The organism is Bradyrhizobium sp. IC3195, assembly GCF_020193585.1.
GTDB classification, from domain to species: Bacteria; Pseudomonadota; Alphaproteobacteria; order Rhizobiales; family Xanthobacteraceae; genus Bradyrhizobium; species Bradyrhizobium yuanmingense.
Genome location: NZ_JADYVG010000006.1, coordinates 227,772 through 241,639, shown reverse-complemented (window position 1 = coordinate 241,639; position 13,868 = coordinate 227,772). Strand labels below are relative to the sequence as shown.

Annotated in this window: 9 protein-coding genes; 7 read left to right on the top strand and 2 right to left on the bottom strand. The window is 58.7% G+C overall.

The genetic code is table 11. From position 1 onward, the window contains the following. Nucleotides 1-16 precede the first annotated feature (16 nt). The 7 genes from I6F09_RS15405 to I6F09_RS15375 all read left to right on the top strand — a co-directional run bounded on the left by I6F09_RS15405 (nucleotide 17) and on the right by I6F09_RS15375 (nucleotide 10,400). The gene (locus tag I6F09_RS15405; protein WP_225188453.1) at nucleotides 17-1,423 is read left to right on the top strand and encodes a hypothetical protein; all 1,407 of its coding nucleotides are present in this window, start codon (nucleotides 17-19) and stop codon (nucleotides 1,421-1,423) included. Beyond that, complete coding sequence (locus tag I6F09_RS15400; protein ID WP_225188452.1) at nucleotides 1,420-3,474, top strand: glycosyltransferase; 2,055 nt, start codon at nucleotides 1,420-1,422, stop codon at nucleotides 3,472-3,474. Before I6F09_RS15405 ends, I6F09_RS15400 begins: the two co-directional genes overlap by 4 nt. Before the next feature lie 73 nt (nucleotides 3,475-3,547). Next, on the top strand, nucleotides 3,548-4,969 hold the full coding sequence (locus I6F09_RS15395) for a lipopolysaccharide biosynthesis protein (RefSeq protein ID WP_225188451.1): 1,422 nt from the start codon (nucleotides 3,548-3,550) through the stop codon (nucleotides 4,967-4,969). A gap of 36 nt (nucleotides 4,970-5,005) precedes the next feature. Next, the gene (locus tag I6F09_RS15390; protein ID WP_225188450.1) at nucleotides 5,006-5,881 is read left to right on the top strand and encodes a glycoside hydrolase family 16 protein; all 876 of its coding nucleotides are present in this window, start codon (nucleotides 5,006-5,008) and stop codon (nucleotides 5,879-5,881) included. A gap of 72 nt (nucleotides 5,882-5,953) precedes the next feature. Continuing rightward, nucleotides 5,954-7,081: a glycosyltransferase gene (locus tag I6F09_RS15385; protein WP_225188449.1), complete on the top strand. Its 1,128-nt coding sequence runs from the start codon at nucleotides 5,954-5,956 to the stop codon at nucleotides 7,079-7,081. A gap of 181 nt (nucleotides 7,082-7,262) precedes the next feature. Next, a complete protein-coding gene (locus I6F09_RS15380) occupies nucleotides 7,263-9,482 on the top strand; it encodes an AAA family ATPase (RefSeq protein WP_225188448.1) in 2,220 nt (739 codons plus the stop codon). 225 nt (nucleotides 9,483-9,707) lie between these two features. Then, on the top strand, nucleotides 9,708-10,400 hold the full coding sequence (locus I6F09_RS15375; RefSeq protein ID WP_225188447.1) for a sugar transferase: 693 nt from the start codon (nucleotides 9,708-9,710) through the stop codon (nucleotides 10,398-10,400). 492 nt (nucleotides 10,401-10,892) lie between these two features. On the opposite strand, the gene I6F09_RS15370 is transcribed toward I6F09_RS15375, so the two are convergent. Both I6F09_RS15370 and I6F09_RS37385 read right to left on the bottom strand, forming a co-directional pair. Continuing rightward, entirely contained in the window at nucleotides 10,893-12,242 is a 1,350-nt protein-coding gene (locus I6F09_RS15370; RefSeq protein ID WP_225188446.1) for an NAD(P)-binding protein, read from the bottom strand. An 843-nt stretch (nucleotides 12,243-13,085) separates the two neighbouring features. Continuing rightward, nucleotides 13,086-13,511, bottom strand: coding sequence for an acyltransferase family protein (locus I6F09_RS37385; RefSeq protein WP_249784488.1), 426 nt, complete (start codon nucleotides 13,509-13,511; stop codon nucleotides 13,086-13,088). Nucleotides 13,512-13,868: the final 357 nt, after the last annotated feature.

The following is a 13,868-nucleotide window of genomic DNA, read 5'->3' as shown; positions in this document are numbered from 1 at the left end:
ACCCCGGCGGTGCGCCATGTCGCTAGAACCGATCGGGATTTTGACCATCCTACTCGGGTTGCTCTGCCTGCCGCTCGGTTATCGCGCCACTTTCGGCGTGCTGATGGGCACTGCCCTGTTTGGCGCGGCCGCCGCCATCCTCGTCGGCGGCGCAAACATTCAACCGGCACACCTGTTCTTAAGTTTTGCCATGGCGGCAGTGCTCGTTCGGCGCCACGAGGCTGCCGCTGCGATGCGAGCCCTGAGCTTCGGCCAACCCGGATTCTGGCTGTTGTGCTTGGTGATCTTTGGCGTCGGCTCTGCTGTCCTGATGCCGCGCTTACTGGCTGGCGCAACGCAGATCGTTCCTCTTGGCGCGTCGGAATACGCCGACACCGGCTCAACCGTCCCGCTTGGGCCCGTGTCCAGCAATTTTACTCAGTCCGTCTACATGGCAGCGGATCTTGCCTGCTTCGGGATCACGGCCGCGATCGCAACGACTCATGCCGGTTTTCGCGCCGTTGTCGCCGCAGTACTCGGCTATTGCGCCGGAAACGTCCTGCTCGCCGTGCTGGACATCGGAACGTATGCGACGGGCACCCAAAGTCTCCTCGATTTCATGCGGAACGCCCGGTACACAATGCACGCCGATGATCAGGTTAACGGTGTAAAGCGGATCGTCGGTTCCTTTCCCGAAGCTTCCGCATTCGCGCGCGCCACTCTCGGAGCGTTCGCGTTCACCGGCACCCTCTTTCTGAGCGGCAGCATGCCAATGCTCACCGGCCCGATGGCGCTTGCATCGCTGGCGCTGGTCGTTCTGTCAACCTCCTCGACAGGATTTGCTGGGGCTCCACTGGTCGGCTTGATCCTCTACGCCGGCCTTCTGCGGCGATCGGGCTTTCAACCGAACCGTCCGCTCAGTTCCGCGGCCGTGCTATGCACGCCGATCCTCTTGGTCATCGTGATCTTGGGCGTGCTCCTCGACGAGCGAGCCAGCGAAACGGCGCGTAGCTATGTCGATACGTTGATTCTCAACAAATCCTCTTCGACCTCGGCCGTCGAGCGCAGCCAGTGGAACGCGGCTGCCCTGCAGAACTTCTTTGACTCCTTTGGTTTCGGCGTTGGGCTCGGAACTATCCGCACATCGAGTTTTCCGATCGCACTGCTTGCCAACGTTGGTATTCCGGGAACTGCCTTCTACCTCCTTTTCGCGGCAACAGCCCTGTTCGCACCATTGAATGGTCCGCGTACTTATGAGACCGACGCTCGCCTAGCCGCGCGCAATGCATGTTTTGCTCTCATCATCGGCGACACGTTGGCGGCTCCATCCGTGGAGCAAGGTCTGCTGTTCTACGCCCTCGCCGCGCTGGCTTGCGCCTCACCGCGGCATCACCTCGAAGGAGTGTTGCTAACGCCGTCCGAACCATCGGGAGCCAAAGCATGAATGCATCCAGCAGTTTTGCGGTCAATGGCCGCTATCTGACTCAGCCCACGAGCGGCGTGCAGCGCTACGCCCAGTGCGTCGCGACGGCAATGAACCAGGCGCTCGTCGGGTCTGGCGCAATCGTTCCGATCATTGCCCCCAAGGCCGCCCCCGATCCTCGGCTTGAGGCTATGCCGCTTATCCCGGCGGGGCCTCTCGGCGGACACCTCTGGGAGCAATTGGTTCTTCCCGGGCGGTGGCCCGGTCCGTTGCTCAATCTTGGCAACACAGCGCCGGCCGTCAAACCGGATCAGGTCGTGTGTATCCACGACGCCAACGTGTTCGACGCACCGGAGAGCTATCGACCAGCGTTTCGCGCGATCTATCGCACCCTGCAACCGCTGTTGGCGAAGCGCGCGGCAAGGATCACCACCGTTTCCCCCTATTCGGCCCGACAACTTGCCCGGCACCTGCCGCTACGCGACGCGGACATTGCAGTGCTTCCAAATGGACACGAGCACGCCTTGGCCTGGGACCCCAGCCTTGCGCGCAAGGATTGCCAGGTTGCGGCCGGCACCCGGTTCGTGCTGGCGCTCGGATCGCGCGCTCCGCATAAGAACCTGCAGCTGGTTAGCACCATCGCGCCGGAACTCGCCGCAATGAACATCGGCGTGATCGTCGCCGGTGGCGGCGCCGACATATTTTCGCCTGAACGTCTAACGGACGCTCGCGGCCTGACCTTGCTCGGCCGCGTCACGGATGACGATCTCGCCTATCTTATGGATCGCGCCTTGTGCTTGATCTTTCCATCATGGACAGAAGGCTTTGGGCTTCCGATCATCGAAGCCATGGCGCGTGGTTGTCCCGTCATTGCCTCGGATCGCGCCAGCATGAGCGAAGTATGTGGCGATGCCGCTTTGCTTGCTCCCCCCGACAATCCACAACGATGGGTGCAGTGCATTCGGCAACTCTCGACATCCGGCGATCAGCGCGAAGAACTGGTCGGGCGTGGCCGCGAGCGCATCGGGATGTTCTCCTGGGCGCGCACTGCGGCTGGATATGTCGAGCTGATGCGAGAGCCTACATCGGGTCTGAGAGCGCGTGAGACCACCGTTGGACGCATGCCCAGAGTGGCAGTGGCAATCGCGACACGAGGACGACCCGAAACGGTGACGGCAACCCTGACTCACTTGCTGCAGGCCCAAACCCTCAAGCCGGACGCCGTCATCGTGTCTTGCGTCAACCGTGAGGATGCGGGCAATGCCGCCAAGCTGCCCGGCGTTCGGCTTGTCACCGGCCCCGGCGGCTTGCCGGCTCAGCGAAATACCGCGTTGGCCGCGCTCAGTAATGAGGCCGACGTGATCGTGTTCTTCGACGATGATTTTCTGGCAGATCCCGATTGGTTGGCGGCGGCCGCGCAAACGTTTCGAGACGAACCAGAGGTCGTCGGCTTCACTGGGTATCTTTATGCTGACGGCATCCTCGGAGCGGGTCTCAGCTTTGATGAAGCGCTGCGCATCTTGACGGAAAGCACGCTGCCGCCCGAAGCAGCGCCGCGCATCGAACCATTCAGCCCATACGGCTGCAACATGGCTTTCCGCATGTCTGCGATCGGCAACATCACCTTTGATGAGCGGCTCGTGCTCTATGGGTGGCAGGAAGATCGGGATTTTGGCGCAGCGCTCGCAAAGCGAGGCGGCCGCCTGATCAAATCCCCCCGCGCCCGCGGCGTGCATATGGGACAGAAGGCGGGCCGTGTTGCCGGAGATCGCCTGGGCTATTCCCAAGTCGTCAATCCAATCTACCTGCTGCGCAAAGGCACGATGACGCCTCGCCAGGCAACCATGCAGATCTTTCGGAACGTCGCCATCAACCTGGCGCGCGCCGCCAGACCTGAACCTTTCATCGATCGGCGGGGCCGACTTCGCGGCAACGTGCTCGGTTTCGCCGACGTTCTGAGAGGCCGTCTTGAACCGGAGCGCGCAGCGACCCTCATACCGAGCGACAAGAGCTCGGGCCCGCGACCTGCAACTCCAATTAAAGGCACTCGCGATGACGCCGCTGCCTCATGAAGCCGCGCGAGCCGGCACTCTTTCTGCATCAACGACCAGGCAGTGCCTCGTCGCAACGTGCAGGCATTGAGTCGTGCTTGCCCGCAAAACCCTGTTGGGCGCCGCTTGGACTGTGTCGTCTAGGCTAACAGGCCGGGCTATCGATTTCGTCACGCTTCTGGTGCTCGCACGGATCCTGACGCCCGCTGATTTCGGCCTCACCGCCCTCGCCGCTACCGTAACGATTATTGCGGACATGGTGCTCGAGGTACCCACGCTGCAGGCCTTGACCCGCTTGCCAAGCGTAGCGAAGTCGCACTTGGATACTGCCTTCACCTTGAGCGCGCTCCGAGGCCTCGTCTTGACATTGGTGCTTTTGCTGGTGGCGTGGCCGTTTGCGCAGATTTACCAGGATTCCCGCCTGGCCAGCTTGATCATGGTGAGCGCCATCGGACCCTTGGCTCGCAGCCTGTATAGCCCTGGAATGGTCGAGCACACCCGCAGCCTGGTTTTCAGACCAGTCTTTGTTGCCGAGATCTTTGGCAAACTTGCCGCAGCGATCATTGCAGCGACAGCAGTCAAACTTGGCGCTGGGTACTGGGCCATCGTCGCCAGCGGCATCGCAGCGTCCTTGGCCGCCACATCGATGTCGTACCTGTTGGCCCCTTACAGACCAAACCTCTCGCTGTCGAGATTTCGGGAGTTCTCGGCATTTCTCGGTTGGCTGAGCGGCGCTCAGATCATCATCGCGCTGAGCTGGCAGTTTGATCGAATCCTGCTCGGCTATTCCTCGAGCAAGGCCACATTGGGTCAATACACCATCGCGAGCGATCTATCGGTGATGCCAACCCAGAGCCTGATCGGCCCGGCGATGCAGCCTCTCATGGCCGCACTGTCGCAGATCAACCAGAACCAGGACCGGCTCCGTCATGCCTATTCGAAGGCGTCCCGGCTCACGATGTCACTTGCCGCGCCGGCTTGCATCGGAATGTCGTTGACCGCGGACTTGATCGCCGAGGTCTTGCTGGGGCCCCAGTGGGGCGAGGCTGGTCTCTACTTGCGGTGGCTCGCATTGTCGACCGTCCTCAGCGCGTTCTATCAGCCTCTGCATTCGTTGGCGCTGGCCACCAATCGAACCCATCTGGTGTTTCGCCTAACAATGGTCGAGCTGTGCGCCAAGATCCTGCTTATGTGTTTGGGTTTCTACTTCTATTCGCTTGCAGGCGTGGTCGCGGCACGGGCCGCGGTCTCGTTCATCATGTTCGTCCTCTCCTTGATGGGAGCCCGGCAACTGGTCGGGACCAGCGTCGCGTCTGAGGCGGCCAATCTATGGCCAATCGCCGCCGCATCGGCGGTGATGACCCTTCTGGTGATCAGCCTGCGATACAAGCTGCCTGAGCTTCATCTGGCTGCCTTTTTTGAACTGGGAGTGATCTCTCTGTTCGGCGCCAGTGTCTATGTCGGGGCACTGTATGGCTTTGGTGTTCGGATCAGCGGCCGCGCAGGGGCGGTGTGATGTCGAAGTGCACGATGCAGGATCAAGGAGAGCGAGATGACCGAGAAGGGGCATGCAACAAAACGCCCGACCTGGGCAGCCACGTCGGTCGTGCTCACGGTCGGGATTTCATTCGGTTCTGCGTTCGCGGCCGAGCAGCCTGCATCCTGTGAACTTCATCCCGTCTTGCTTGAAGACTTCAACGACCTCAGTGTATCAGCGACCCGCCTGGGCGCTGCCCGTTGGACCGCACACACCCCTTGGTCGGGCGATTTCGGCGACGCGGCATTTGCCAATCCGGGACCGCGGGGGCCATTCAAGGTGGAAGACGGAGTTCTCACCATCACCGCTTCGAAGGATCGGAACGGCAAGTGGACGTCGGGTCTTCTGGCTGCGGCCGATGCTTCCGGCGCCGGGACCGGAACCCGGTACGGCTATTTCGAAGCACGTATGAAGATGCCGCCCGGTCCGGGAACGTGGCCCGCATTCTGGCTTGCCGCTCTGAAGCCCGCCACGGTGACGGAAGGAAACGTCGAACTTGATGTCATCGAATATTATGGGCAGTTCACATCCGCTTATCAGGCCGCCACGCACATCTGGTACAAGCAACAACCGCAGAAGACCCGGGGCGAGGGGCAGAAGGTCACGGTACCGAACGATGCGCTCGTGCAAGACTTCCACACTTTCGGCGTAGATATCTCGCCCCAGGCCGTTGTGTTCTTCTTCGACAGAACCCCGGTCTGGAGCCAACCAACCCCACCTGAACTCGACGGTCCACTCTACCCTCTTGTGAACCTGGCCCTCGGCGGTGGTTGGCCGATCGATCAGACACCCAATCCTTCCACGCTGTTGGTCGACTATGTCCACGTGTACGGGCGCGGGCCTGGTCCGGCCGAAGGCTGTCCGCCTGCCCCTGAGGTCCTGCCACGCTGAAGCATAGATGTCCGCGCGATCCCAATGCGCAATCACAGCACATCTTTGATCAATTCGCGAAGGATTGACTGCATGAAAGTCGCGATCATTCACTATTGGCTTGTGGGGATGCGCGGGGGCGAGAAAGTCCTCGAAGCTCTTTGCGAGATGTATCCCGAGGCGGACATCTATACGCACGTCTATGTTCCAGAAATGGTTTCCGAAACTATTCGCAAACACCGCGTTGTTTCGACCTTTATCAATCGACTACCGCGCGCTCCACGCATGTACAAGACCTATCTCCCGCTCATGCCGCTCGCTCTGGAGCAGCTAGATTTGCGCGACTATGATCTGATTCTCAGCAGCGAATCCGGACCGGCAAAAGGCGTCATTGCTCCTCCTCACGCCCTCCACGTCTGCTATTGCCACACACCCATGCGCTACATCTGGAATATGTTTCACGATTACCGAGCCAGCGCCGGTTCGCTCGCGCGGCTGGCCATGCCCTCGCTTGCGCACTATCTAAGACTGTGGGATGTCGCTTCCGCCGCACGGGTCGATAGCTTCGTTGCCAATTCCGCAACCGTCGCCGGCCGTATCCGCCGCTACTACGGTCTCGACGCCAACGTGATTCATCCTCCAGTGGATACTGCAGCATTCTCGCCGTGCCCCTCCTCCGAACTCGGCGACTACTATCTGATGGCCGGCGAACTCGTGTCCTACAAGCGGCCCGACCTTGCGGTACGCGCGTTTAACGAATTGAAACAGAAGCTGGTGGTCATCGGCGGCGGCGAGATGTTATCCGAGATTCGCCGCCTCGCCGGCCCGACCGTTTCCGTGCTCGGACCGCAGCCGTTCGAGGAACTCAAGCACCATTACGCGCGCTGTCGCGCGCTCATCTTCCCGGGAGAAGAAGACTTCGGCATGGTCCCGGTAGAGGCCATGGCGAGCGGACGTCCGGTGATCGCTTTCGGGCGGGGGGGCGCTACCGAAACAGTCGCAAACGACCTGACTGGTCTATTCTTCGACGAGCAGACCATTGATGCCATCAGCAATAGCATTGCCCGATTCGAGCGAATGACCTTTGAGCCCGAGGCTATCGTTGCTCACGCCCAGCAGTTTGGCCGCGAGCCATTCATCCGCAAAATGCGTTCGCATATCGATTCCCTTTCGCCCAACGCGCCAGATCGAGACAGCAAAGCAAGGAAGCGCTCGGCATGAGATCAACCCTCAATTGACTGTTCCTTGAGCACAGCCTGCACGGCATTTAGGCTCTGTAACATCAATTTAATGGGCGATACTGCTTTTTGTTTAAATGCCAATTCTTGTTTGTGCGAGCAGATGCGAGCCGCTCCTTTTGGACTGTACGCGTTCATAAAACGAGTTGAGTTGAGGGCGTGGAATGAACATCGCCGGCGAATTTCGGCCCTATGCGACGGCGACAGAAGCCGCCCCTGATCAGGCAAGATCTCTGCTTCTGCTACGCGACTTCTTACGTCGCGAATGGCGTCTTATTGCCTTCATGACGGCCGCCTCGTTGGCGCTTGGCTCGCTCTACGTCGGGATGGCGCCTCGCAAGTTCACGGCGCAGGCTGACATGTTCGTTGATACCAAGGGAATTACTTCGCCACGAAGTGAGAATTCCCAGGAACATCAAGGCGTAGACGACGCTGTTGTGGAGAGTGAGATCGAGACCACCAGGTCAGAAAAGGTCGGCAAAGCGGTCATAAACAAGTTGCATCTCACGGATGATCCAGAGTTCGTCGCCTCGGGCAACGCAATCACAAGCCGCTTGGCCCGATGGTTGCGGCTAACGAAACCGTCCGAAGAAAGGCCTTCGTCTGCCGAGCTGGAGCGACGCGCGCTTGGCGTTCTCAAGGACAATCTGCGCGTCACCCGTTTGGGCCGCAGCTACGTCGAGCAGATCGCCTATACTTCGCTTGACCCGGACAAGGCTGCACGGATCGCCAATGCTTTCGCCGATGCCTATATCGAATACCGGCTGCAGGCAAAGTACGAGGCTACCCGACGCGCCAGCGTTTGGCTGGAACAGCGGATCAGCGAACTCCGTCAGCAGGCCAGCAATGCCTACAAAGCCGTGCAGGACTTCAAGGCCGAAAACGGCATTATCATTGGCGTCGAAGGCAAGTTGGCGAGCGAGGTTGAGCTCGATCAGCTCGGCGTCGCACTGGCCAAAGCTCGCGCCGACACCAGCCAAGCTCGCGCCAAGCTCGAGCGTATACAACGCATTCTCGAACAACGACCTGAGAAGGAGAATTTCACGATCCCAGATCCGGTTGTCACGGATGCGCTTAACAGTCCGGTGATTACCAAGCTACGTCAGAAATACCTGGAGAACCAAAACAAGCAAGCCGAATGGAGCGCGCGCTATGGGGCCGAGCATGAGGCCGCCAGGAATCTGCGATCGGAAATGGCAGCGCTGCAACGATCGATGTGGGATGAAATCTCCCGTATCGCGGAGAGCTATAAGAGCGAACTCCAGATTGCGAAGTCGCAGGAGGAGGCGATCGATAGGCGAATGATCGAGATCTTCCAGCAATCCGGGGCGACGCGGCAAGCTCAGGTTCACCTGCGGGAGCTGGAAACGGGTGCAAACACCTATCGTGGCATCTACGAGGCCTTCCTATCTCGATTCACCCAGTCGGTGCAACAGCAGTCGTTTCCGTCGACCGAGGCCCGCGTGGTGACGGAAGCGTCGGCACCTACAAAGCCAAGCTCGCCCAAGCTCGCCATCGCTTTGGCTTTCGCAGCGATGTGCGGGCTCGGCCTGGGCACGCTCGCAGCAATAGCCCGAGAGCAATTCATGTACCGGAGGGTCCACACACGTGACCAGCTCGAGAAGCTGTTGAGCACGCCCTGCCTGGCCGCTTTCCCAGCTGTTTCAAAGCTGCGGACGCGATGGCGCGGCGGTCACGCCAGCGCCTTCCAGCAGATCAACAAAGCCGCTCCTTTTTCAGCTACGGCCGAGGCGTTGCGTTACATCAAGGTCGCCATCGACCTGCATCCGGCCAAGCCAAAAGTGATCGGCATTACGTCGGCCCTTCCCGGCGAAGGGAAGACAACCGCCACCGCGGCGCTCGCCGCATTCCTTGCGAGAAGCGGAGCCCGCACGCTTCTGATTGATTCCGATCTGCGTAAACCGGCCTTGTCCAAAATGCTTGGCTACGAGCGCCGGTTGGGGCTGCAACGGATGGTGGTCGATCGGTTGCGTCTCAAAGACGCGATCATCAACGACCTCAATTTCAACTTCGATGTCGTCCCCTCGCCATCTGGGGCACCGCCCTCGAACAGCTCGGATGTGCTTTGTGCGCCATCGGTCAGGCTGGGACTGGAGCGAGCTCGCGAGGACTACGACTACATCATTTGCGATTTGCCGCCGATCTTGCCCATCGCTGACGTCAGAGCGGTCGCAAGCCTGTTTGACGCTTTTGTGATGGTGGTTGAATGGGGCACGTCCACCAACGAGGTCCTCAAGGCAATCCAGTCATCGCCGCTTGTTTCGGAGCGATTGCTTGGCACCGTCCTCAACAAAACCGACGAAGCGTTTATGCGTCGCTTTGAGGGTTATTCCGATCGGCGCTATTCCTATTACCAAAACTGAAGGAAGGTAGAGGCGCTGCTTCCGCCTTTTCAAATCGCAAAGTCATCACGAGCTCAATTGATACTGCGCCGAAAAAATCCGCTGGCTCTGCCGAAACTTTAAACTTGTATTAATTTTGCACCGCCGTCAGAATTTAATCTGCTCGCATTGGGGGGCGATGAGACAGCAAGAAAAGAGGGGACGAGCTCGAAGGCATTTTAGGTTTTGTTTTATGGAGTTCCCGCAATGGCCAATGTGGTCGATACACGCGGCGAGTTGCCTTTCATTTCCGCAAAGAGACGTTCTCCCGCCCACGTGGCACCGCGTCCCGTGGGTACAGGCGTAAAGAGATCGGTTGATCTTGTATTGGCAGCTTTTGGCATTCTGCTGCTTTCTCCTTTGCTGTTGCTCTGTTGCTCGGCCTTGATTTTGTTCTCGCCAGGACCGGTGCTGTTTCGTCATAGACGGGTTGGCTTTAATGGTCAGACCTTCGACTGTCTGAAGTTTCGTACCATGGCCCCTGACGCAGCGGAGCGGCTGCAACGGTTGTTGGAGTCGGATCCTGCGGCCGCCGCCGAGTGGAAGGCCACTCGCAAGTTGCGCGCAGACCCTCGCGTCACGCTGTTGGGCGCAGCGCTGCGTCGCTCCAGCCTCGACGAATTGCCTCAGTTGTTCAATGTCATTCGCGGTGACATGAGCATCGTCGGACCTCGGCCGGTCACCGAAGAAGAACTGGCGCGGTACGCGTACAAGGTCGACGCCTACCTCTCCTGCCGTCCTGGAATTACCGGCCTTTGGCAAGTGAGCGGTCGCAGTACAACCACTTACCGCCGGCGCGTTGCCTGCGATGCATTCTACGCGCGCAATTGGTCCATGGTACTCGACAGCAAGATCATGCTGGCTACCATCCCGGCTCTATTCGAGGATGCAGCATATTGAAAGTCGACTCGCCGCCCCGACCGGACATCTCTGAAGACAGGAGGCCTGATACCCTCTGCGAGCACAGAAAACCATTTGAACCGAAGATTTGATCACCGCTCGATTGGGAGATCCGACTTGAAGCCGTTGCGACACTCTCGAGTTGCGAGATCGATCGAACCATTGAGGGATGATGATGAGAGCGAGTTCGACCCAGTCCACAGCTTTCGAATCCGTTTGCTCGAACTGCGCGACCCTGGCGGTTACGTTTCAGTGTGCTGACGGAGCCCTCGATGACACGCCAGTTTTTTGCACGAACTGCGGTCGCTTGCGCGGCCTCATTGGCGCGGTCAGGAAGATGGCGCATGAGCCCGCCGCCCGCACTCCCACCCTGCTCGACCGCCACTGAGTGACGCCCAATTTCCGCTTCGAAGGCTCCTTTGTTGCCCGAGCACCCGTTGACCGCGTCTTCAACAGGCCCAGTACAAAGTGTTGCAATCTACCTGATGAAGTCTAGGGCGCGCTCGCATCTGATCCAGACCACGTCTGACCGGGCTGATCCGAACGAAGCGCCGCTTCGGCTTTTAAGGTGGAGTCGCGAGCGGTCGGTTGATAGTCAAATCTGCCTTGCCGTCCAATCGATTCGATGCCTAACTTGCGCAGTGCGGCCACCGTGCTTGCCGCGTGTTCGTCGGCCTGGTCGGTGTAGATCGGGTAGGCATTGTCAAGCATATGCGTGCCCTCGAGCCGAAGGTCGCCCAAAAACAGTCTGTTGTCGCAGGTGTGAGTTCTAAAGTCGCTATCTGCCGTACCAATGTCGTGCGCCACGTGCTCAGCATTGACTTCGACGGAGAAGAATTCTCGGCCGTGGCACCTGCCGTAAAAATCGGAATGAATCGTGAGGCGCTTCCACGCCCCTTCGCTTGAAAAATTGTACAGGATTGGTTGCTTGAAGCCTCTCTCACCGGAAAAGCTATAGAACAACGTCAGCAACGTCACAGTTTTCAGCTCTCGATGCGTTTGCAGACCACACAGATCTTGGATGCGTGCTAGGGGAATGGTCGAGACCAGGCGATGGCCGAAGATCGCACGGTCGTTCGCCAGGACAATCGAAAACTCGCCGTTCTGCCTTTGAACGCGAGCTATCTTGGTCCCCAGCACAAAGCCTGCGCCTTGACTTTCGAGCCGCTCCATTGCCTTGCGATACAGGAATCCGAAGCCCTCCCGCGGTCGAACAAGTTGTTGATTGGAAGCCACATTGGGGGCACGACGAAAGGCCCGCCCAACAAGGTTTCGCAGCGTCGCATGCTCCTTAATCCAAAGCATCCTTTTCTCTGCAAACTTGACGTCGACCTGATCGGCAGGAAATCCGTAGAACCGGCTCAAATAATAACCGAGCCCTGTGCGCTCCAGTAACCGCCTTCCAATCCAGAAGGTTGCAAAGTCCTTGGCACTTCGGATCCTGCGGCGGAAGGTTCGGGCAAAGATGATCGAGCTCGCCATCCAAAGCCATTCCAACGGGCCGGCTGAAAGCAGATCGTCCTTGATGGATAGCGGATAGTGACTTACTGCGCCTTGCGGAGTGAGACGCCCCCACGACGGGTAGATTTGAATATAGAGCGGTAACAACTCGGGAAAGTGCGCCAATAACGGCGAATCGTCCTGGAAGATGTAGCTGCCGACATCGAAGGTGTAGTCGCCGACCTTGCAGTCAATGTGGTTTCCACCGCTCCAGGCGTACTCGTCGACGACAAGGACGTTCCTCGCGCCGTCGCGCAGCAAGATCGATGTCGCTACAAGGCCGCTGATTCCAGCGCCCAACACCACTGCATCGTACCGCGCCTCGTCAAGGCTGTTCGTCATCAGCGACCATCCAGTGACCCGGTATGTATTGGATGATTGAAGCGCATTTCTGAAAGCGCGACCAGCAAATTAGATGCATCGCGAGCAGAAGCTCCTGGTGCCGCCTGCTCGGCGCCAGCGCAGCTCGCTCGGTTTTCGCGACAAAGGTTCTCAGAGAAGCTGGTTTAGGTTTGTGCAGCGAGTGCCTAAAATATGACGCGCACTTTCGGGTTGCCCGGTGGCGCTGGCAGGCTCTGAAGCTACAAAGACCTGACCCTGTGCTTTGCAAGAACCGACGTGATCGGGGAATCGTAATACTTGTCCAGACCGATCGCCAGCAGAATGCAAATCGGTACTAGTGTAAAGAGGTAACAAGAGGCTGCCTGCTCAAGATGAGTTGCCTTTAGCAGACCGACCGTCGTCATAAGGATTGGAACGTGAACGATGTAGAGTGGATACGAAAGGCGGCCTAGCACACTAAGAAGACGCTGCTTTTGCTGGAGATGGCAAGCGACGGACAGATACAATAGGAGTGGAAAGATAAGGACGATCGAAACAGCATCGAACACAGAGCTTCGGATCGGAAGGCAAAAGACGGTCGCGAGCAGAAGGAGCATTGGCCAAAGTAGAAGTGTGGGCAGGAATGGTTTGGGGCGGTAATGCCAAACCAGAACGCCGGTAAAGAAGCCGAACAGGGTGCGAACAGCACCTCCGAAAAAAGTAGTCCACGTAGCCCCAAGATCGGCGGTACCGTGTTTAAGGATCGTTAGGGCAAGGAGTCCACCAGTGACAGCGGTGATCACCCAGGCGCACTTCGTATCTACCCGCAATATCAGCGCCGCCCAAAGTAAGTTGACGGCGATTTCAAATGACAACGACCACATTGGGGTGTTGGTGGGAAATGTCGTGTCTGTGGGAGCCTGACTTACCCAAAGCCGCGTTGAAGGCCGTCCCGCCGAGGATGTCAGAAAGTGCGTATTGCGAATGTTTCTGAAGCACCAATCGGAGTAAGAAATACCCTGTTCCCAACAAGAGTCCCAACAAACTAAGCGGCAATAACCTCTTCATGCGAATTTGCAGGAATTTGGCAACTGTTAGCCTGCGAGATTGAAGACGCATCGCATACGAGTGCGAAAGCACGAACCCGCTAAGCATGAAGAAGAAATCCACCGCCAGATAGCCGTGAGGTGCCAACTGCGGCGCACCGACGATTGAGATGTGAAAAAACAGGACGCCAATGGCGGCGAAGCCGCGAAGCGCGTCTAGCACTTCAAACCTCTCTTCTGTCAATCGACACCTAAGTATTTTGCGTGACTATGCGCGCCCGCGGTCAATTAATGGAGTTAAGCGATTAAGATCGAGGCAGCGTGAGACCCGACGTCGGGGTCAAGAAGGCATCTTCAACTCGGATAGTATGCATCCTCTCCCGCGAAGAGGCCACTCGATATAGTAGGCGCTCAATGCGCAAAATTGAACCACCACGTCGACCTCAATGCTGACCTCGGCGAGTTGCTCCAGCACCATGAAGCGATGCGACGCGTTGCAGCTTGGCCCGGTCGAGGAAGTCGCAGCCATGAAGGCGCGGGCACGGCCGGTGTCGCAGCGCTGGTGGAGATATTGGTACGGTGCGGATGACGCGCCGGAACG

What these genes read in the sequence shown, in the direction of transcription:
- I6F09_RS15405 (WP_225188453.1), top strand. Translation starts at nt 17, where the DNA reads ATGTCGCTAGAACCGATCGGGATTTTGACCATCCTACTCGGGTTGCTC.
- I6F09_RS15400 (WP_225188452.1), top strand. Translation starts at nt 1,420, where the DNA reads ATGAATGCATCCAGCAGTTTTGCGGTCAATGGCCGCTATCTGACTCAG.
- I6F09_RS15390 (WP_225188450.1), top strand. Translation starts at nt 5,006, where the DNA reads ATGACCGAGAAGGGGCATGCAACAAAACGCCCGACCTGGGCAGCCACG.
- I6F09_RS15385 (WP_225188449.1), top strand. Translation starts at nt 5,954, where the DNA reads ATGAAAGTCGCGATCATTCACTATTGGCTTGTGGGGATGCGCGGGGGC.
- I6F09_RS15380 (WP_225188448.1), top strand. Translation starts at nt 7,263, where the DNA reads ATGAACATCGCCGGCGAATTTCGGCCCTATGCGACGGCGACAGAAGCC.
- I6F09_RS15375 (WP_225188447.1), top strand. Translation starts at nt 9,708, where the DNA reads ATGGCCAATGTGGTCGATACACGCGGCGAGTTGCCTTTCATTTCCGCA.
- I6F09_RS15370 (WP_225188446.1), bottom strand. Translation starts at nt 12,242, where the DNA reads ATGACGAACAGCCTTGACGAGGCGCGGTACGATGCAGTGGTGTTGGGC.